This is a genomic window from Streptomyces sp. NPDC050619 (assembly GCF_040654815.1).
Classification (GTDB): domain Bacteria; phylum Actinomycetota; class Actinomycetes; order Streptomycetales; family Streptomycetaceae; genus Streptomyces.
Genome location: NZ_JBFAIR010000011.1, coordinates 144,392 through 162,511 on the forward strand (window position 1 = coordinate 144,392; position 18,120 = coordinate 162,511).

Here is an 18,120-nt window from a genome sequence, read left to right on the forward strand (position 1 = left end):
CGGGGCCCGGGAGGGTGGCTCCGGGGTACCGAAGAACGACGACAAGGCTCTGCACGTGAACTTACGCAACCAGTGGTCGGTCCTGCCCCTCGTGGCGGGGCTGGCCTCCGGTCTGTTGACCGGCTGCGGCACGGATTCCGACGGCTCCGGGAGCGGGAGCTCCGCCGTGGTGATGGGGATGTCGGACGACGTCCTGGCCACCGACCCGGCCTCCGGCTACGACCCCGGCTCCTGGCTGTTGTTCAACAACGTCTTCCAGTCGCTGCTCGCCTTCCCCAAGGGAAGCACCGAACCACAGCCGGACGCCGCCGAGAAGTGCTCCTTCACGGACGCGGAGACCAAGGTCTACGAGTGCGTCCTGAAGGACGGCCTCAAGTTCAGCAACGGTGACGAGCTCACCTCTCAGGACGTCAAGTTCTCCTTCGACCGCATGCTGAAGATCAACGACGACGCCGGCCCGGCGATCATGTTCCCCATGCTCGACCAGGTGGAGACGCCGGACGAGAAGACCGTGGTCTTCCGCCTCAACACACCCGACGCCACCTTCCCGAGCAAGATCGCCTCCGGCGCCGGCTCCATCGTCGACCACACGCAGTACGACGCCGACGGACTGCGCGAGGACGGCGAGGCGGTCGGCTCCGGCCCCTACAAGCTGGACTCGTTCGGCGACGACAAGGCCGTCTTCGCGGTCAACGACAACTACGAGGGCACCGCCGAGGTCCAGAACTCCGGCGTGACGCTCAAGTTCTTCCACGGCGACCAGTCCGCCCTGAAGACGGACCTGCTCGCCAACAAGATCGACATCGCCTACCGGGGGCTCGGCGCGAGCGACATCGCGGACATCGAGACGGCCGCCGACGACTCGGGCGTCGAAGTCGTCGAGGGCAGCAGCGCCGAGGTCCAGCACCTGGTCTTCAACATGGACGACCCGGTGGCCGGACAACTCGGCGTACGCCAGGCCATGGCCTACCTGATCGACCGTGACGCCCTGATCAGGGACGTCTACCAGGACACGGCCACCCCGTTGTACTCGATCGTCCCGGCCGGAATCGCGGGCCACAACACGTCCTTCTTCGACACCTACGGCGCCCGCCCCTCCCCGGCCAAGGCCGCCGCCGCGCTGCGGGCCGACGGCATCACCGGCAAGGTGAAGCTGACCCTCTGGTCGACGCCGTCCCGCTACGGCCCGGCCACCGACGACGAGCTCGAGGCGATCGCCGGCCAGCTGGGCGCCAGCGGCCTGTTCGACGCCGACGTGAAGTCCGTGGCCTTCGACCAGTACGAGAAGGACATCGCCGACGGCAAGTACGGCGTGTACGTGAAGGGCTGGGTGCCCGACTATCCGGACGCCGACAACTTCACGGCCCCCTTCTTCGGCAAGGGCAACGTGCTGAGCAACAACTACGCCAACACCGCGATCACCGGCACGCTCATCCCGCGGACCGCCGCCGAGAGCGACCGCGCCGCGACGGACGCGGACTACGCCAAGCTCCAGGACATCGTCGCCGAGGACCTCCCCGTCCTCCCGGTCTGGCAGGCCAAGCAGTACGCGGTCACCCGCGAGAACGTCTACGGCCTGGAGTACTGCCTCGACGCTTCGACGGTGTTCCGGTTCTGGGAACTGAGCAAGGGCTGAGGGACGCGACGCCGTACGAAGGCTGAGGGCGCCCGCTGCGAACAGGGGGCGCCCTCAGGGTCGTACGAGCGAAGCAGACCGATCAGACTGCTTACTGCGCGCCGGGGCGCACCAGCCCGCTCTCGTACGCGTACACCGCGGCCTGTACCCGGTCGCGCAGGCCCAGCTTGGTCAGCACATGACCGACATGCGTCTTGACGGTGGTCTCGCTGACGAAGAGGTCGGCGGCGATCTCCGCGTTGGACAGCCCGCGCGCCACCAGCTTCAGCACCTCCACCTCGCGCTCGGTGAGCGTGTGCAGCGTGTCCGGCACCGGCTCGTCGCCGGACGGCAGATGCGTGGCGTACTTGTCGAGCAGCCGGCGCGTGATGCTCGGCGCGAGCATCGCCTCGCCCGCGGCCACCACCCGGATCGCCTGGACCAACTCGTTGGCCGGGGCGTCCTTCAGCAGGAATCCGCTGGCTCCCGCCCTGAGCGCCTCCACCACGTACTCGTCGAGGTCGAAGGTGGTCAGCACCAGCACCTTCGCCGGGCCGTCCCGCCCCGGACCGGTGATCTGCCGGGTCGCCTCCACACCGTCCATCCGCGGCATACGGATGTCCATCAGAACCACATCGGGCTGGAGTGCCCGCACCTGGTCGAGAGCCTGGAGGCCGTCTCCGGCCTCACCGACGACCGCGAGATCCTGCTCGGCCTCCAGAATCATCCGGAAGCCGGTGCGCAGCAGCGGCTGGTCGTCGACCAGTAGGACGCGGATGGCCACGTAAGTCTCCTTCGCTAGTCCGGCCCCATTCTGCCCTGCGCCACGCCACCGGACTCCGGCGCCCTCACCGGCGAGGGCTGTACTTCCCCGACGTCGACCGGCAATGGATAGGGCGGGGGAGTACCGCCGAACTCCGGGCAGTGTGCCTGGTGGTCGCACCAGCCGCAGAGCTTGGTGGGCCGGGGCCGCCACTCGCCCGTCCGAGTGGCCTGCCGGATCGCCTCCCACAGCGCGTGCAGCTTGCGCTCGACACGCTCCAGGTCGGCGACGACGGGGTCGTACGTCAGCACGTCGCCGCTGCCGAGATAGACGAGCTGGAGCCGCCGCGGGACGACCTTCTTCAGCCGCCACACCACCAGGGCGTAGAACTTCATCTGGAACAGCGCGCTCTCGGCATACTCGGGCCGGGGCGCCTTGCCCGTCTTGTAGTCGACGATCCGCACCTCGCCGGTGGGCGCCACGTCGACCCGGTCGATGATTCCGCGCAGCTTCAGCCCGGAGTCCAGCTCCGCCTCGATGAACAGCTCGCGCTCGGCCGGTTCGAGCCGGGTCGGGTCCTCCAGCGTGAACCAGCGCTCCACCAGCCGCTCCGCCTCACCGAGCCAGCGCGTCAGCCGCTCGCCCTGAGGATCGTCGGCGAACAGCTCCACGACCTCCGGCCGGCTCTCCCGCAGCCGGTCCCACTGGCCGGGGACGAGCGACTTGGCACGGGGCGCGGTCCGCTCGGCGGCCGGGGCGTCGAAGAGCCGCTCCAGGACCGCGTGCACCAGGGTGCCCCGGGTCGCGGCCTCGCTCGGCTTCTCGGGCAGTCGGTCGATCACCCGGAACCGGTAGAGCAACGGGCACTGCATGAAGTCGCCGGCCCGCGAGGGGGACAGGGAGGCCGGCGGTATGGCGATGGTCCCGGCGGTGGTCGCCGTCTCCACTGCCGCTGGTGCCGCTGCTGCCGTCGGCTCGGCAACGACCGGCGGGTCCGCCGCTGCGGGTCCGCCGGTCGGGGCCTGTGCCATGCCCTCGGTGCTCGTCTCCATGACCACAGACCATACGGGCCGCCACTGACAGTGACCCCGCCGCGGTCGTGGGCGGTGCGGCGACGGAGGAAACACAGGGGGTGCCGAGGCGGAACGCGTCGCGAGGGCCGCATACCATCGACTTGAGACCTTTCCGCCCGGCAGGCGCGGGAGACGCTTCGAACGAGGGGACACCGTGGACGAGAGCGGCGGGAGCGGGCAGCCGCGGTCCGGCAACGACGAGTCGACCGAGCGCCACGCCACACCTGCGACCCCGGCCACCGGCCCCACACGCTCCGGCCCGCCCTCGCGCACGGACAACGATGCCGACACCGCGGCGGCCACACCGCCCGACGAACCCACCATGGTCGTACGCCGGTTGGACGCTTCCCCCGACGACGACCCGGGCCAGCACGACGCCCAGGGCCACGAGTCCAAGGGCCGTCCCGAGGCACACAGTCCCGAACCCCAGGCCCCCGGAGAGCACGGGCCGGACCCCCAGAGCCCGGCCTCCGAGGACCCCGCGTCGGGCCACCCTGCCGAGGACGACGCATCGGCCCACGACACCTCGCGTCAGCGCGCACAGGGTCGCGACGCTGAGCGGCAGGGTGCGCAGGTCCGCGACGCCGAGCGTCAGCGCGCACAGGTCCGCGACGCCGAGCGGCACGACACGGAGCCCCGATCGCCCCGGCCCGCCGCAGCACCCGCGCCCACGCAGACCCCCGCCGGTTCCACCGACCGACCCGCTCCCGAGACCGGCACCGCGGCCGACGGCGCTCGCCCGGGCGACAGCCACGCGGACACGCCCGACCGCGACCGCCGGCCGGCCCACACCCCCGGCGCCGAGGCCCGCCCGTCCGCCCGCCACACCGACACCCCCGGCGGCGGCCGGACCCCCGCCCACGCCGATGGCGGCAAAGAGCGCCGGCCCCGGCGCGACCGGGGACCCGGGGGCGGGCTGCTGATGGGGCGGCCGTTCGGGGTGCCCGTGTATGTCGCGCCCAGCTGGTTCCTCGTCGCCGCGCTGATCACCTGGGTGTTCGGCGGCCAGCTCGACCGCGTGCTGCCCGAACTCGGCGCGGCTCGCTACCTCGTCTCCCTCTTCTTCGCGGTCGCCTTCTACGCCTCCGTCCTCGTCCACGAACTGGCCCACACGGTCGCCGCACTGCGCTTCAAGCTGCCCGTCCGCCGCATCCAGCTCCAGTTCTTCGGCGGGGTCTCCGAGATCGAGAAGGAGGCCGAGACACCCGGACGCGAGTTCTGGCTGGCCTTCGTCGGCCCGCTCCTCTCCCTCGTTCTCTCCGGCCTCTTCTACCTCGCCATGCAGCCCGTCGAGCCCGGCACGGTCCCCGGTGTGCTGCTGGCCGGCCTGATGATCTCCAACCTCATCGTCGCCGCCTTCAACCTCCTGCCCGGCCTGCCCCTCGACGGCGGCCGTATGCTCCGCGCGGTCGTCTGGAAGATCACCGGCCGCCCGATGAGCGGCACCGTCGCCGCCGCCTGGGTCGGCCGTGCCCTCGCCGTCTGCGTCCTGATCGGCCTGCCCCTGCTCACCCAGACCGGGGCGCTCGGCTCCAACGCCGCGGACAACGTCGGCATGGACACCGTCATGGACGCCCTGCTCGCCGCGATCCTCGCCGCGATCATCTGGACCGGCGCCGGCAACAGCCTGCGCATGGCCCGCCTGCGCCAGCACCTCCCCGAGCTGCGCGCCCGCAACCTCACCCGCCGCGCGGTCCCGGTCGAGACGGACACCCCGCTCTCCGAGGCCCTGCGCCGCGCCAACGCCGCCGGCGCCCGCGCCCTGGTCGTCGTCGACGCCGACGGCCACCCCGTCTCCCTGGTCCGCGAGGCCGCCATCGTCGGCGTACCGGAGCACCGCCGCCCCTGGGTCGCCGTCAGCGGCCTCGCCCAGGACCTCACCGACGGCATGCGCGTCTCCGCGGAGCTGGCCGGCGAGGACCTCCTGGACGCCCTGCGGGCCACCCCCGCCACCGAGTACCTCGTCGTCGAGGAGACCGGCGAGATCTACGGCGTCCTGTCCGCGGCCGACGTGGAACGCGCCTTCGTGAAGGCGATGGCCAGGCCGTCGGCCCAGTCGAGCTAGGTCCTTACGAGGGCCTGTACCCGGCACGCCGAGAGCACGCACCTACAGCGACACAAGCCGCTACCGCGGCGGGCGCGAGGCCCGCCCTTCGGGCGGACGACGGGAATTTGACGACAGGACCTAGTGGTCGGCGGCCCCCGCAATCGCCGGTAGGCTGTTCACATGTCCGAACCGACCGGTGCCGCCCGCCGTCGCGGGCCCTTCAAGGTCGGGGACCAGGTTCAGCTGACCGACCCCAAGGGCCGCCACTACACGTTCACGCTCGAAGCCGGGAAGAACTTCCACACCCACAAGGGTTCCTTCCCGCACGACGAACTGATCGGTGCTCCCGAGGGCAGCGTTGTCCGCACCACCGGGAACGTCGCCTACCTCGCGCTGCGCCCCCTGCTCCCCGACTACGTCCTGTCCATGCCCCGCGGGGCAGCCGTCGTCTACCCCAAGGACGCGGGGCAGATCCTCGCCTTCGCCGACATCTTCCCCGGCGCACGCGTCGTGGAGGCCGGCGTAGGCTCCGGCTCGCTCAGCAGCTTCCTGCTGCGCGCCATCGGCGACCAGGGCATGCTGCACAGCTACGAGCGCCGCGAGGACTTCGCCGAGATCGCCCAGCAGAACGTGGAGCGCTACTTCGGCTCCCCGCACCCGGCCTGGCAGCTCACCGTCGGCGACCTCCAGGACAACCTCTCCGACACGGACGTCGACCGCGTCATCCTCGACATGCTCGCCCCCTGGGAGTGCCTGGAGGCCGTCTCCAAGGCGCTCGTGCCCGGCGGCATCCTGTGCTGCTACGTCGCGACCACCACCCAGCTCGCCCGGACCGTCGAGTCCATCCGCGAGATCGGCTCCTTCAACGAGCCGACCGCCTGGGAGTCGATGATCCGCAACTGGCATGTCGAGGGCCTGGCCGTCCGCCCGGACCACCGGATGATCGGCCACACCGGCTTCCTGCTCACCGCCCGCCGCCTCGCCGACGGAGTCGAGCCGCCCATGCGCCGCCGCCGCCCCGCCAAGGGCGCCTACGGCGAGGACTACACCGGCCCCAACGCCGACGGAGGCACCGGCCGCTAGAGCCGCCCCGGGCGGCCTCGTGCCGCGACAACGTGCAAGGACCGTGGCCGAGTTCCCGCAGACGAGCGGGAACTCGGCCACGGCGCGTTCCTGTTGACACGGCACCAGAATCCGTAACGCTCACGGCTTGCTCACGGCTTCGGAACACCGACCCCGCCGTTCCCCCGCACTGTGACGTGTGGCACCATGCTGGCCACCCCACCGGCACAGCCCTCCCAGGAGACGCTCCTAGTGCAGCAGTCCGCCGTCCCGGAACTGGCCCACAACCACCCCCGTCCGATCCACTGGGTCGCCACCGCAACCGCAGTCGCCGGTGTCGTGGCCCTGTCCTCGGTCCTCCAGCCCAATCCGGCGACGGCGGCCCAGGCGTCCGGCCCGCAGAGCAGAACGGCCCCGGCGGCGTCCTCACCCCCCGACCCGGCCGGCGTCGACTTCCCGATCGAGTGCGGTCCGGTGAAGGAGCTCGTGGTGAAGAAGGCCTCCGGAGACCTCGACGGCGACGGCAAACCGGAGACGGTGGTCGTGGTGCACTGCGACGCGCCGATGGGCACCCCGCCCGACGGTGTGTACGTCCTCACCCGGGCCGCGGACGGCGGTGCACCCCGCGTGGTCGCCACCCTGGTCACCCCCAAGGACCGCCTCACCGTGACGCACTTCGCCGTCCGGGACGGGGCCGTCTCCGCGACGCTGCTCGGCTACTCCACCGCCGACGTGCCCAGTTGCTGCCCGGACGTGAAGACCGGCGCGAAGTGGCGATGGAAGAACGGCGTGTTCGTCCGCTCGACACCCGCCGGAACCCAAACCGCCTGAGGCGGGTCACCGGCGGGCCCTCGACCAGTGTGAGAAATCAGACAGGGGTGACGTGGAGTACCAATTCGGTCACTCCGCGTCCGGCCCGTAGACCTCGGTCCTGTCCGAAACTCGACGTACGTGGATGCACGCGCCCGGACACTCCTTCGCGGAGTCCACGACATCCGTGAGGAGCGGCAGCGGAACGGGTGTGGTGGCGCCCTTGTCCTGGAGCAACTCCTCGTCCCCGCCCTTGACATAGGCCAGACCGTCGATGTCCAGCTCGAAGACCTCGGGCGCGTACTGGGCGCAGATTCCGTCACCGGTACAGAGGTCCTGGTCGATCCAGACCTCCAATGCCTCGCCGCCGGTCTCGGCCTGCTGCTGCACGCTCATCTCCTGCCGTTTCTCCGTCGAGCCGACCGGGAATCCGGCCAGCTCTGACGGGTGTTGAACACTTCGACCCTACCTTCGGCCGCTTTCCAATCATGTTCGGTGGGTATTCCCCTGGCGTGAGGGAGAGCGCAAGGGTGAAGATCGGACACACCTCTACCGTCTTTGTGATCTAGGGGTTTCAATCGACACCCACCCAGGTAGGGTCTGGAAGCGTCCAGCTCCCCTTGGAGGAGGTGAGGACCGTGGCAGCCCACGACGACGACATGAACCGCGGCATCCGCCCGGGACGAGGGTCCGAGGACCCCGTCGGGCAGATTGCCTACCTTGAGCAGGAGATCGCCGTCCTGCGACGCAAGCTCGCCGACTCTCCGCGACACACGAGGATTCTCGAAGAGCGGATCGTCGAGCTGCAGACAAACCTGGCCGGCGTGTCCGCCCAGAACGAGCGACTCGCCAACACGCTCCGTGAGGCCCGAGACCAGATCGTGGCCCTCAAGGAGGAGGTCGACCGGCTCGCACAGCCGCCGGCCGGCTTCGGTGTCTTCCTCACGGCGAACGAGGACGGCACAGCCGACATCTTCACCGGTGGCCGCAAGCTCCGGGTGAACGTCAGCCCGAGCGTGGAACTCGACGAGCTCCGGCGCGGCCAGGAAGTGATGCTCAACGAAGCGCTCAACGTGGTCGAGGCCATGGAGTACGAGAGCGTCGGCGACATCGTCACCCTCAAGGAGATCCTCGAGGACGGCGAGCGCGCCCTCGTGGTGGGGCACACCGATGAGGAACGGGTGGTACGGCTCGCCGAGCCGTTGCTGGACGTAGTCATCCGTCCCGGCGACGCCCTACTGCTCGAATCCCGCTCCGGCTACGTCTACGAGGTCGTTCCCAAGAGCGAGGTCGAGGAACTCGTCCTCGAAGAAGTCCCGGACATCGGCTACGAGCAGATCGGCGGTCTGGGCGGCCAGATCGAGATGATCCGCGACGCGGTCGAGCTTCCGTACCTCTACCCCGACCTCTTCAAGGAGCACGAGCTGCGGCCGCCGAAGGGCGTGCTGCTGTACGGGCCCCCCGGATGCGGCAAGACGCTGATCGCCAAGGCCGTCGCCAACTCGCTGGCCAAAAAGGTCGCCGAGGTGACGGGTCAGGCCACCGGCAAGAGCTTCTTCCTCAACATCAAGGGCCCCGAGCTCCTGAACAAGTACGTCGGCGAGACCGAGCGGCAGATCCGCCTGGTCTTCCAGCGTGCACGTGAGAAGGCCAGCGAGGGCACCCCCGTCATCGTCTTCTTCGACGAGATGGAGTCCCTCTTCCGCACCCGAGGCTCGGGCGTCAGCTCGGACGTCGAGAACACGATCGTCCCGCAGCTGCTCGCCGAGATCGACGGTGTGGAGGGCCTGCAGAACGTGGTCGTGATCGGCGCCTCCAACCGCGAGGACATGATCGACCCCGCCATCCTGCGGCCCGGCCGGCTCGATGTGAAGATCAAGATCGAGCGTCCGGACGCCGAAGCGGCCAAAGACATCTTCCAGAAGTACCTCACCGAGCGCCTCCCGCTGCACTCCGAGGACCTCGGAGAGCACGGCGGCGACCGGTCCTCCACGGTCCAGAGCATGATCCAGACGGCCGTGGAACAGATGTACGCCGAATCGGAGGAGAACCGCTTCCTGGAGGTCACCTACGCCAATGGCGACAAGGAAGTCCTGTACTTCAAGGACTTCAATTCCGGTGCCATGATCGAGAACATCGTGGGCCGTGCCAAGAAGATGGCGATCAAGGACTTCCTCGAGCACAAGCAGAAGGGCCTCAGGGTCTCCCACCTCCTCCAGGCTTGCGTGGACGAGTTCAAGGAGAACGAGGACCTGCCGAACACCACCAACCCGGACGACTGGGCTCGCATCTCCGGTAAGAAGGGCGAACGGATCGTCTACATCCGTACCCTTATCACCGGAAAGCAGGGTGCGGACACCGGACGCTCCATCGACACGGTGGCGAACACCGGTCAGTACCTGTAAAAGACAGGGCGGCTGCGGGTGCCCTCACCGGGTACCCGCAGCCGACTGTTTTTCAGGGCCACGGCTGGAGCAAGGCAATGACGCAAATGATCTCCCCACCAGCGCAAAGGCGTTCTAGGCTCTTCCATACCGCCGAGTCGCGCAGTGCGGGGACGGGCACCGCACACGCACCGGAGCGCCAGCGGTACTTGAGCGGCGCCCCCGACCGAGGGCGCCGCCGGGCAAGGAGGGCCGCATGACCGTACGGCGAGTAATGGGCATCGAGACGGAGTACGGGATCTCCGTCCCCGGTCACCCCAACGCCAATGCCATGCTCACCTCGTCCCAGATCGTCAACGCCTACGCGGCGGCGATGCACCGGGCCAGGCGAGCCCGCTGGGACTTCGAGGAGGAGAATCCGCTGCGGGACGCGCGAGGCTTCGACCTCGCCCGCGAGGCCGCCGACGCCAGCCAGCTCACCGACGAGGACATCGGCCTGGCCAACGTCATCCTGACCAACGGCGCGCGGCTCTACGTCGACCACGCGCACCCGGAGTACAGCTCCCCGGAGGTCACCAATCCGTGGGACGCCGTCCTGTGGGACAAGGCCGGCGAGCGCATCATGGCGGAGGCGGCGGAGCGGGCGGCCCAGCTTCCCGGCGCCCAGCCGATCCACCTCTACAAGAACAACACCGACAACAAGGGTGCCTCCTACGGCACGCACGAGAACTACCTGATGAAGCGGGAAACCCCGTTCTCGGACATCGTGCGCCACCTCACGCCGTTCTTCGTCTCACGCCAGGTCGTCACCGGAGCGGGCCGCGTCGGTGTCGGTCAGGACGGGCACGAGCACGGCTTCCAGCTCAGCCAGCGCGCCGACTACTTCGAGGTCGAGGTCGGCCTCGAAACCACCCTCAAGCGCCCGATCATCAACACCCGCGACGAGCCGCACTCCGACGCCGAGAAGTACCGCCGCCTCCATGTGATCATCGGCGACGCGAACCTCTCGGAGATCTCCACGTACCTGAAGCTGGGCACGACCGCCCTGGTCCTGTCCATGATCGAGGACGGCTTCATCGCGGTCGACCTGGCGGTGGACCAGCCCGTCCGTACCCTGCACCAGGTCTCCCACGACCCGACGCTCAAGCGCCTGGTCACGCTCCGCAGCGGCCGGACACTCACCGCGGTCCAGTTGCAGATGGAGTACTTCGAGCTGTCCCGCAAGTACGTGGAGGAGCGGTACGGCGCGGACGCCGACGAGCAGACCAAGGACGTCCTGACCCGGTGGGAGGACACGCTCAACCGCCTGGAGAACGACCCGATGAGCCTGGCCGGCGAGCTGGACTGGGTCGCCAAGCGGGAGCTCATGGAGGGCTACCGGCGCCGTGACAACCTCGACTGGGACGCCGCCCGGCTGCACCTGGTCGACCTCCAGTACGCCGACGTACGCCCCGACAAGGGCCTCTACAACCGGCTGGCGGCCCGCGGCCGCATCAAGCGGCTCCTGGACGACGACGAGGTCGAGCGGGCCCGTACGAAGCCGCCTGAGGACACGCGCGCATACTTCCGCGGACGCTGCCTGGAGCAGTACGCCGACGACGTGGCGGCGGCCTCCTGGGACTCGGTGATCTTCGATCTGCCGGGCCGGGACTCGCTCCAGCGGGTCCCAACCCTGGAACCGCTTCGCGGAACGCGTAATCACGTCAAGGAGCTCCTGGACCGCTGTCGTACGGCGGAGGACCTGGTCAGGGTGCTGTCGGGCGGCTGACGGGGTACTCGGGGCCGACTCGGTCCCACAGGGTGGAATTCTCGGCGTCCGGGAATCATCGAGGTGGTCCCCGGACGTTGAGAGAACTGCGGGGCCGATGTCGGACCCTGCTTGTAGGGTCTGATCAAGAACGTCGAACCGAGCGGGGTGAGGGTTATGGCGACCAAGGACACCGGCGGCGGACAGCAGAAGGCGACGCGCAACACCGAGGAGGTCGAGGAGGCGCCCGAGGCGCAGGCATCCGAGGACCTCAAGGAGCGCCAGGAGAAGCTGAGCGACGACGTGGACTCCGTCCTGGACGAGATCGACGACGTCCTTGAGGAGAATGCCGAGGACTTCGTGCGCTCCTTCGTTCAAAAGGGCGGCCAGTAGGCCGGTCTCTCCTTCGAATCATTGGTTCGGGGGCGGGTGCGTCAGAAGTAGACGGTGCAGTGCTGCTCGCGGTACGAGAAGGTTCGGGCCGCGGGCAGCACGCGTCGTGCCGAAGCGGCCCGCGGGCCGTGCGTGATCTGTCCCCAAGCCGTCCGTCCGTTCATGTGGATCACCGCCGCAGGACGGGTAAGGTCCGAGGCGTACCGTGCTTCAACTGCAATTCGGCCATGGGCAAGTTGGGAGTTGACCCCCGACACTGCACGTCGGGTTGCCGCCTACCGGAAGGAACCTTGTGGAACCCAACACTCGTAGCACCGGGCGTCTACCAGCTGCCTTCCTGACGCCTGGGTCGTCGTCCTTCATGGACTTCCTGTCCGAGCACCAGCCGGAGATCCTGCCCGGCAATCGGCAACTGCCCCCCACACAGGGTGTGATCGAGGCGCCGCACGGCACCACGATCGTGGCCGTGACCTTTCCGGGCGGCGTCGTGCTGGCTGGTGACCGCCGCGCGACGATGGGCAATGTGATCGCGCAGCGCGACATCGAGAAGGTTTTCCCGGCCGACGAGTACTCGGCCGTCGGCATCGCCGGCACCGCCGGTCTCGCGGTCGAGATGGTCAAGCTCTTCCAGCTGGAACTGGAGCACTTCGAGAAGGTCGAGGGGGCCCAGCTCTCCCTGGAGGGCAAGGCGAACCGGCTGTCGACCATGATCCGTTCCAACCTGGCCATGGCCATGCAGGGCCTGGCCGTGGTCCCGCTCTTCGCGGGGTACGACGTGGACCGCGGCAGGGGGCGCATCTTCTCCTACGACGTCACAGGCGGCCGCTCCGAGGAGCACAACTTCGCCGCCACCGGCTCCGGCTCGGTCTTCGCCCGGGGCGCCATGAAGAAGTTCTTCCATGACGGCCTGACCGAGGCCGAGGCCACGATGCTCGTGGTGCAGGCCCTCTACGACGCGGCAGACGACGACTCGGCGACCGGCGGTCCCGATGTCGCCCGCCGGATCTACCCGATCGTCACCGTGATCACCGAGGACGGCTTCCGCAGGCTCGCCGAGGACGAGTCCTCCGAGATCGCCCGCTCGATCCTGGAGCGGCGCCTGGAGCAGCCCGACGGCCCGCGGGCCGCGCTGCTCTAGCGGGCGGCTGGTTCTTGCTCATGGTGATTCAGGTCAAGGTGATCCAGGTCAAGGTGATCCAGGGAATTCGACGGAACCCAGAAGAGAGGGACGGATAACCGGTGTCGACGCCGTTCTATGTCTCACCCCAGCAGGCCATGGCCGACCGGGCGGAGTACGCCCGCAAGGGCATCGCCCGTGGCCGCAGCCTGGTCGTGCTGCAGTACGCCGACGGCATCGTCTTCGTCGGCGAGAACCCGTCCCGCGCGCTGCACAAGTTCAGCGAGATCTACGACCGGATCGGCTTCGCGGCCGCCGGCAAGTACAACGAGTACGAGAACCTGCGCATCGGCGGTGTGCGGTACGCCGATCTTCGTGGGTACACCTACGACCGTGACGACGTGACCGCCCGCGGTCTCGCCAACGTCTACGCCCAGACGCTGGGCACGATCTTCTCCAGCAACGCCGAGAAGCCGTACGAGGTGGAGCTGGTCGTCGCCGAGGTCGGGGACACACCCGAGGGCGACCAGATCTACCGGCTGCCGCACGACGGATCGATCGTGGACGAGCACGGCTCGGTCGCGGTCGGTGGCAACGCCGAGACGATCAGCAGCTTCCTGGACCAGCGCCACCAGGACGGCATGTCGCTCTCCGAGGCGCTCGCCCTGGCCGTCCAGTCCCTGTCCCGCGAAACCAACGGCAGTGAGCGGGAGATCCCCGCCGAGCGCCTGGAGGTCGCGGTGCTGGACCGTACGCGTCCGCAGGCGCGCAAGTTCAAGCGCATCGTCGGCCGTCAGCTCGCCCGGCTGCTGGAGGCCGGCGGAGCGACGACCGAGGCGGAGAGCGCCGAGGAACCCGACGAGAAGTAGCCCACCGATCCCTGATGTGCCCCGGCCGACCCTCGGCCGGGGCACAGGTGGTTCAGGAGGCCCTCGGTGGCGCCGTGGAGCCCCGTACGAGTAGCTCGACGGGAATGTTGCCCGCCTCGGGCTCACGGCCCTCCAGGACCGCCAGCAGGGCCCGCATGCCCCGTTCGCCGAACAGCTCGGCGTCCAGTCGTACGGTCGTCAGCTCCGGGTCGATGGCCGTGGCCAGGGCGAGGTCGTCGAGGCCGGTGACGGAGACGTCGTCGGGGACCCGCAGGCCGAGTCGGCGCAGTGCCTTGTAGGCGCCGGCCGCGAGTTTGTCGTCGTCGCAGACCAGCGCGGTGGGGCGCGGGCCCGGGGCAGAGAGCGCGGCCTCGGCGGCGGTCCGGGCGCCGTCGATGGAGATCGGCGCGTGGACGGTGCGGACCGAGGTGCCGGGGACCGGGCCAGTCCGGGCGGCCAGTTCGCGGGCGCGTACCTCGAAGGTCCAGGACGCCACGTCGGCCGCGAGGTGCAGGAAGCGGCGGTGGCCGAGGCCCAGCAGGTGCTCGGTGACCTGCCGTACGCCGTCCGCGATGTCCAGGTTGACCGTGGCCGCCGCGCCCGGGCTGCCCTCGGGGTCGCTGTCGAGCATCACCAGGGGCAGCTGGTCGCCGCGGATCGCGGTGAGGGCGTCGGCGGCCATGGAGGAGGCGATGACGCCGTCCAGGGCGGCCTGGGCGGAGGCGAAGGGGTCCCGGGCGGGGCCGATGCCCTCGGGGGAGGGGTAGAGGACCACGCCGAAGCCGTGCTCGGCGGCGACGCGGGCCGCGCCGGTGTAGACCCCCGCGAAGAACTCGGTCGTCAGCGCCGGGACCACGAGGAGGACGGTGCGGGTGCGGCCCAGGCGCAGGTTGCGGGCGGCCAGGTTGGGCCGGTAGCCCAGCTCGCGCGCGGCCTCCCGCACGCGCTCGGCCGTCGGCTCCGACACCCGCCCGCGCCACTTGTCGCCGAGGACCAGGGAGACCGCGGCCTGGGAGACGCCGGCGGCCTGGGCGACGTCACGGCTGGTGGGGCGGGTGCTGCCTCGTGCCACCGGCTGCCTGCTCTTTCGTCTGGGCGTGTGAACAGCGCACATGGTACGTAGGGCGACGGGTGTTATACGTACCACCAACCTCATGCGCTTGCCCGGTCCCGTCCACACCGACGGGTGCGAGTCATGCCGTGGAAACAGCCGCCGCTCGGGTTTGCGCACTCCGGTCCGCGTCCAGCCGTGACTGCCCGGCCAGGAGGATGAGAATGCTGACCGTGAGACCCAGCACGCCGCACGCCGCCGCCCAACCCGGACCGCCGTGCTCCAGGACCAGCCCGACGACGGCGGAGCCGAGCGCCATACCCGTGGTCATCAGCGTGACGAGCCAGGCGAACGCCTCGGTGACCGTGCCCGCTGGGGCGAGCTCGCCGACCAGGAGGAAGGTGACGGTCAGCACCGGTGCGAGGAACAGCCCGGTCAGCACCATCAGGCCGGACATCAAGGGCGGCGCGGGCGACAGGCACAGGAGCGCATAGCCCGGTGCCAGGCAGATGGTCAGCAGCAGAGTCCGTCGCGCAGGCCGGACCGACCAGTGGCGTACAGCGCCGTAGGCAAGTCCCCCGATCAGGGCACCGAGGGCATTGAGAGCCAGAAGTGTCGGGGCGCCCCCGGGCAACCGGTGTTCCTCCGCATAGGCCACGACGACGACATTGAGCGTGCCGAGCGCGACCCCTACACCGGTGAGGCTGACCAGCAGGATGACGAGACCTTGGCTGCGCAGCGGGCCGAGCCAGTCGGTCTCGCGAGCAGGCGCCCGCCAGGCCCGGGCGGGCGCCGCGGTGGCGACCACGAGCACACCCGCGAGCCCCAGCATCGCGGCGGCCCACAGGGCTTCCACAGGTGAGGCGACGGAGACACAGCCGGCAACGATCAGCGGCCCGCCCACGAAGATCAGCTCCTGGGAGGCGGAATCCAGGGCGTAGGCCGACTCCAGCTTCTTTGCGGCAACGACCGTCGGCCACAGTGACCTCAGACAGGGCTCCAACGGCGGCGTCGCCGCTCCCGCCAGGACCGCCCCGGCAACGACAAAAACCTGTCGGCCGGGGGCCGCCGCGATCACAAGGAACCCGCAGCCCGCGAGCACGGCTGCCGGAAGCAGTACCAGGGTCTGGCCGACACGGTCCACCAGACGGCCGAGCAGCGGCCCCCCTACGGCCGTGGCGATGGCGAACGCGCCGACGGCGAACCCGACGAACCAGTACGGTGCGTCCGCCTCGCGCAGTGCCAGAGGGATCGCGACGGCGGCCATCGCACTCGGCAGCCGCCCGACAAGGGTGCCCACCAGCAACCGGGTTACATGGGGACTCCGCAGCACGCTCAGATAACTCATGGGGCGCCTTCCTGGCCAACGGAAACGGGGAGGCTACGTTATACGTAACACTTAGCCGGTGAGCCGATTCGAGTCAACCGCGCCATCGGGCACGCGGGCGGGGCGACAGGAGGTACTGGTAGGGCTTCTGACGGTCCTCGCGCCCGGCTTGTGACGACGTTCACAGTCGGCGTGTCCGTCGGAGCGGAGCCCGCGGGGCCGGTCGTCGAGGCCGGGGATGCCCTGCGGGGCTTCCGTCCGTACCGGGCGCCGCTGGGGCCGTCTCGCGGCTCGTTCCGCCGGCCACGGCGCGGGTCCGCGCAGCTGCCGCCGGGGGAGCGGTGGTTGCGTCTTCAGCGGAAAATGATCCAAACCGTGCTGTCGAACCTCGTTTCAGCTCGGGGGATCGGGCGTAATGTTCACTCATGGACCGCCGCATTTTCGGGCTGGAGAACGAGTACGGCGTCACGTGTACGTTCAGGGGACAGCGCCGCCTGTCTCCCGACGAGGTGGCTCGGTACCTCTTCCGCCGTGTCGTGTCATGGGGCCGCAGCAGCAATGTCTTTCTGCGGAACGGTGCCCGCCTCTATCTCGACGTGGGATCACATCCGGAATACGCGACACCCGAATGTGACAACGTGACCGAGCTGGTCACCCACGACAAAGCAGGCGAGCGCATTCTGGAAGGACTCCTGGTAGACGCCGAACGACGCCTGCACGAGGAAGGAATCGCGGGCGACGTCTACCTTTTCAAGAACAACACCGACTCGGCGGGCAACTCCTACGGTTGCCACGAGAACTATCTGGTGGCCCGGCACGGGGAGTTCTCCCGGCTCGCGGACATCCTTATTCCGTTCCTCGTCACGAGGCAGTTGTTGTGCGGCGCCGGCAAGGTGCTGCAGACCCCGCGGGGCGCGGTGTACTGCGTCAGCCAGCGGGCCGAACACATCTGGGAGGGCGTCTCCTCGGCGACCACTCGCTCCCGGCCGATCATCAACACGCGCGACGAGCCGCATGCGGACGCCGAGCGCTACCGCCGCCTGCACGTCATCGTGGGCGACTCCAACATGTCCGAGACGACCATGCTGCTCAAGGTCGGCGCCACCGACCTGGTGCTGCGCATGATCGAGGCGGGCACGGTGATGCGCGACCTGACCCTGGAGAACCCGATCCGGGCGATCCGCGAGGTCAGCCACGACATCACGGGCCGGCGCAAGGTGCGTCTGGCCAGCGGCCGCGAGGCCTCCGCCCTCGAGGTGCAGCGCGAGTACTACGAGAAGGCCGTGGACTTCGTCGAGCGCCGCGGCATCCGCACCGGCACCGTCGACCAGGTCCTGGAACTGTGGGGCCGCACGCTGGACGCGATCGAGGCCGAGGACCTCGACCGGATCGGCACCGAGATCGACTGGGTCATGAAGTACAAGCTCATCGAGCGGTACCGGGCCAAGCACAACATGACCATGTCGCATCCCCGGGTCGCGCAGATAGACCTCGCCTACCACGACATCCACCGCCGTCGTGGCCTGTACTACCTGCTGGAGAAGAAGGGCCAAGCCAAGCGGATCTGCAACGACTTGAAGATCTTCGAAGGCAAGTCGGTTCCGCCGCAGACCACTCGGGCCCGCCTGCGCGGCGACTTCATCCGGCGGGCCCAGGAACAGCGCCGTGACTTCACGGTCGACTGGGTCCACCTCAAGCTCAACGACCAGGCGCAGCGCACGGTGTTGTGCAAGGACCCGTTCCGTTCGGTGGACGACAGGGTGGAGAAGCTCATCGCCGGAATGTGAGCAGTGTGTTTCGGCTGAAACACCGGAACGCAACACGGGCGCCGTACGTTTCACGTACGGCGCCCTTCTCACGCC

Annotated in this window: 17 protein-coding genes and 1 pseudogene; 12 read left to right on the forward strand and 6 right to left on the reverse strand. The window is 69.3% G+C overall.

Annotation, left to right across the window (positions count from 1 at the left end; genetic code table 11):
- The first annotated feature begins 55 nt into the window (after nucleotides 1-55).
- Nucleotides 56-1,636, forward strand: coding sequence for an ABC transporter substrate-binding protein (locus AB0I77_RS20055; protein ID WP_363283944.1), 1,581 nt, complete (start codon nucleotides 56-58; stop codon nucleotides 1,634-1,636).
- Nucleotides 1,637-1,727: 91 nt separating this feature from the next.
- On the opposite strand, the gene AB0I77_RS20060 is transcribed toward AB0I77_RS20055, so the two are convergent.
- Nucleotides 1,728-2,399, reverse strand: coding sequence for a response regulator transcription factor (locus AB0I77_RS20060; protein ID WP_058926326.1), 672 nt, complete (start codon nucleotides 2,397-2,399; stop codon nucleotides 1,728-1,730).
- A gap of 14 nt (nucleotides 2,400-2,413) precedes the next feature.
- Nucleotides 2,414-3,430 (reverse strand): RecB family exonuclease, encoded by a 1,017-nt coding sequence (locus AB0I77_RS20065; RefSeq protein WP_363283945.1) that lies wholly within the window; start codon nucleotides 3,428-3,430, stop codon nucleotides 2,414-2,416.
- A gap of 175 nt (nucleotides 3,431-3,605) precedes the next feature.
- On the opposite strand from AB0I77_RS20065, the gene AB0I77_RS20070 reads away from it, so the two are divergent.
- The 3 genes from AB0I77_RS20070 (at nucleotide 3,606) to AB0I77_RS20080 (ending at nucleotide 7,391) form a co-directional block, all read left to right on the forward strand.
- The gene (locus AB0I77_RS20070; RefSeq protein ID WP_363283947.1) at nucleotides 3,606-5,516 is read left to right on the forward strand and encodes a site-2 protease family protein; all 1,911 of its coding nucleotides are present in this window, start codon (nucleotides 3,606-3,608) and stop codon (nucleotides 5,514-5,516) included.
- Between the two features lie 162 nt (nucleotides 5,517-5,678).
- Complete coding sequence (locus AB0I77_RS20075) at nucleotides 5,679-6,581, forward strand: tRNA (adenine-N1)-methyltransferase (RefSeq protein ID WP_363283948.1); 903 nt, start codon at nucleotides 5,679-5,681, stop codon at nucleotides 6,579-6,581.
- A 231-nt stretch (nucleotides 6,582-6,812) separates the two neighbouring features.
- Nucleotides 6,813-7,391, forward strand: coding sequence for a hypothetical protein (locus tag AB0I77_RS20080; protein ID WP_363284071.1), 579 nt, complete (start codon nucleotides 6,813-6,815; stop codon nucleotides 7,389-7,391).
- A gap of 69 nt (nucleotides 7,392-7,460) precedes the next feature.
- Here AB0I77_RS20080 and AB0I77_RS20085 read toward each other — a convergent pair whose 3' ends face one another.
- The gene (locus tag AB0I77_RS20085; RefSeq protein ID WP_363283949.1) at nucleotides 7,461-7,766 is read right to left on the reverse strand and encodes a ferredoxin; all 306 of its coding nucleotides are present in this window, start codon (nucleotides 7,764-7,766) and stop codon (nucleotides 7,461-7,463) included.
- A 242-nt stretch (nucleotides 7,767-8,008) separates the two neighbouring features.
- Between AB0I77_RS20085 and arc the strand changes: the two genes are divergently transcribed.
- From arc to AB0I77_RS20100, 3 genes are all read left to right on the forward strand, one after another.
- Nucleotides 8,009-9,775, forward strand: a complete 1,767-nt coding sequence (gene arc, locus AB0I77_RS20090) for a proteasome ATPase (protein ID WP_363283950.1) — start codon at nucleotides 8,009-8,011, stop codon at nucleotides 9,773-9,775.
- 235 nt (nucleotides 9,776-10,010) lie between these two features.
- Entirely contained in the window at nucleotides 10,011-11,522 is a 1,512-nt protein-coding gene (gene dop, locus AB0I77_RS20095; protein ID WP_363283951.1) for a depupylase/deamidase Dop, read from the forward strand.
- A gap of 156 nt (nucleotides 11,523-11,678) precedes the next feature.
- Complete coding sequence (locus AB0I77_RS20100; protein ID WP_030038375.1) at nucleotides 11,679-11,894, forward strand: ubiquitin-like protein Pup; 216 nt, start codon at nucleotides 11,679-11,681, stop codon at nucleotides 11,892-11,894.
- A gap of 41 nt (nucleotides 11,895-11,935) precedes the next feature.
- On the opposite strand, the gene AB0I77_RS20105 is transcribed toward AB0I77_RS20100, so the two are convergent.
- Complete coding sequence (locus AB0I77_RS20105) at nucleotides 11,936-12,058, reverse strand: hypothetical protein (protein ID WP_363283953.1); 123 nt, start codon at nucleotides 12,056-12,058, stop codon at nucleotides 11,936-11,938.
- Here AB0I77_RS20105 and AB0I77_RS20110 point away from each other — a divergent pair, their 5' ends adjacent.
- The 3 genes from AB0I77_RS20110 (at nucleotide 12,059) to prcA (ending at nucleotide 13,880) form a co-directional block, all read left to right on the forward strand.
- Complete coding sequence (locus tag AB0I77_RS20110; RefSeq protein WP_363283954.1) at nucleotides 12,059-12,235, forward strand: endonuclease domain-containing protein; 177 nt, start codon at nucleotides 12,059-12,061, stop codon at nucleotides 12,233-12,235.
- Entirely contained in the window at nucleotides 12,187-13,032 is an 846-nt protein-coding gene (gene prcB, locus AB0I77_RS20115; protein ID WP_363283955.1) for a proteasome subunit beta, read from the forward strand. The genes AB0I77_RS20110 and prcB overlap by 49 nt, the downstream gene beginning before the upstream one ends.
- 101 nt (nucleotides 13,033-13,133) lie before the next feature.
- On the forward strand, nucleotides 13,134-13,880 hold the full coding sequence (prcA, locus tag AB0I77_RS20120; protein ID WP_363283956.1) for a proteasome subunit alpha: 747 nt from the start codon (nucleotides 13,134-13,136) through the stop codon (nucleotides 13,878-13,880).
- A 52-nt stretch (nucleotides 13,881-13,932) separates the two neighbouring features.
- Here the strand turns inward: prcA and AB0I77_RS20125 are convergent, their stop codons facing one another.
- Nucleotides 13,933-14,952 (reverse strand): LacI family DNA-binding transcriptional regulator, encoded by a 1,020-nt coding sequence (locus tag AB0I77_RS20125; RefSeq protein ID WP_363283957.1) that lies wholly within the window; start codon nucleotides 14,950-14,952, stop codon nucleotides 13,933-13,935.
- Nucleotides 14,953-15,073: 121 nt separating this feature from the next.
- Nucleotides 15,074-16,279: an MFS transporter gene (locus AB0I77_RS20130; RefSeq protein ID WP_363283958.1), complete on the reverse strand. Its 1,206-nt coding sequence runs from the start codon at nucleotides 16,277-16,279 to the stop codon at nucleotides 15,074-15,076.
- Nucleotides 16,280-16,420: 141 nt separating this feature from the next.
- Here AB0I77_RS20130 and AB0I77_RS20135 point away from each other — a divergent pair.
- Both AB0I77_RS20135 and pafA read left to right on the forward strand, forming a co-directional pair.
- Nucleotides 16,421-16,674, forward strand: a pseudogene (locus AB0I77_RS20135) (MFS transporter); the annotation flags it as partial.
- A 9-nt stretch (nucleotides 16,675-16,683) separates the two neighbouring features.
- A complete protein-coding gene (gene pafA / locus AB0I77_RS20140; protein ID WP_363283959.1) occupies nucleotides 16,684-18,045 on the forward strand; it encodes a Pup--protein ligase in 1,362 nt (453 codons plus the stop codon).
- Nucleotides 18,046-18,120: the final 75 nt, after the last annotated feature.

Coding starts and splice junctions, on each gene's coding strand:
- AB0I77_RS20065 (WP_363283945.1), bottom strand. CDS start 3,430: ATGGAGACGAGCACCGAGGGCATGGCACAGGCCCCGACCGGCGGACCC.
- AB0I77_RS20075 (WP_363283948.1), top strand. CDS start 5,679: ATGTCCGAACCGACCGGTGCCGCCCGCCGTCGCGGGCCCTTCAAGGTC.
- AB0I77_RS20085 (WP_363283949.1), bottom strand. CDS start 7,766: ATGAGCGTGCAGCAGCAGGCCGAGACCGGCGGCGAGGCATTGGAGGTC.
- dop (WP_363283951.1), top strand. CDS start 10,011: ATGACCGTACGGCGAGTAATGGGCATCGAGACGGAGTACGGGATCTCC.
- AB0I77_RS20100 (WP_030038375.1), top strand. CDS start 11,679: ATGGCGACCAAGGACACCGGCGGCGGACAGCAGAAGGCGACGCGCAAC.
- AB0I77_RS20105 (WP_363283953.1), bottom strand. CDS start 12,058: ATGAACGGACGGACGGCTTGGGGACAGATCACGCACGGCCCGCGGGCC.
- AB0I77_RS20130 (WP_363283958.1), bottom strand. CDS start 16,279: ATGAGTTATCTGAGCGTGCTGCGGAGTCCCCATGTAACCCGGTTGCTG.
- pafA (WP_363283959.1), top strand. CDS start 16,684: ATGGACCGCCGCATTTTCGGGCTGGAGAACGAGTACGGCGTCACGTGT.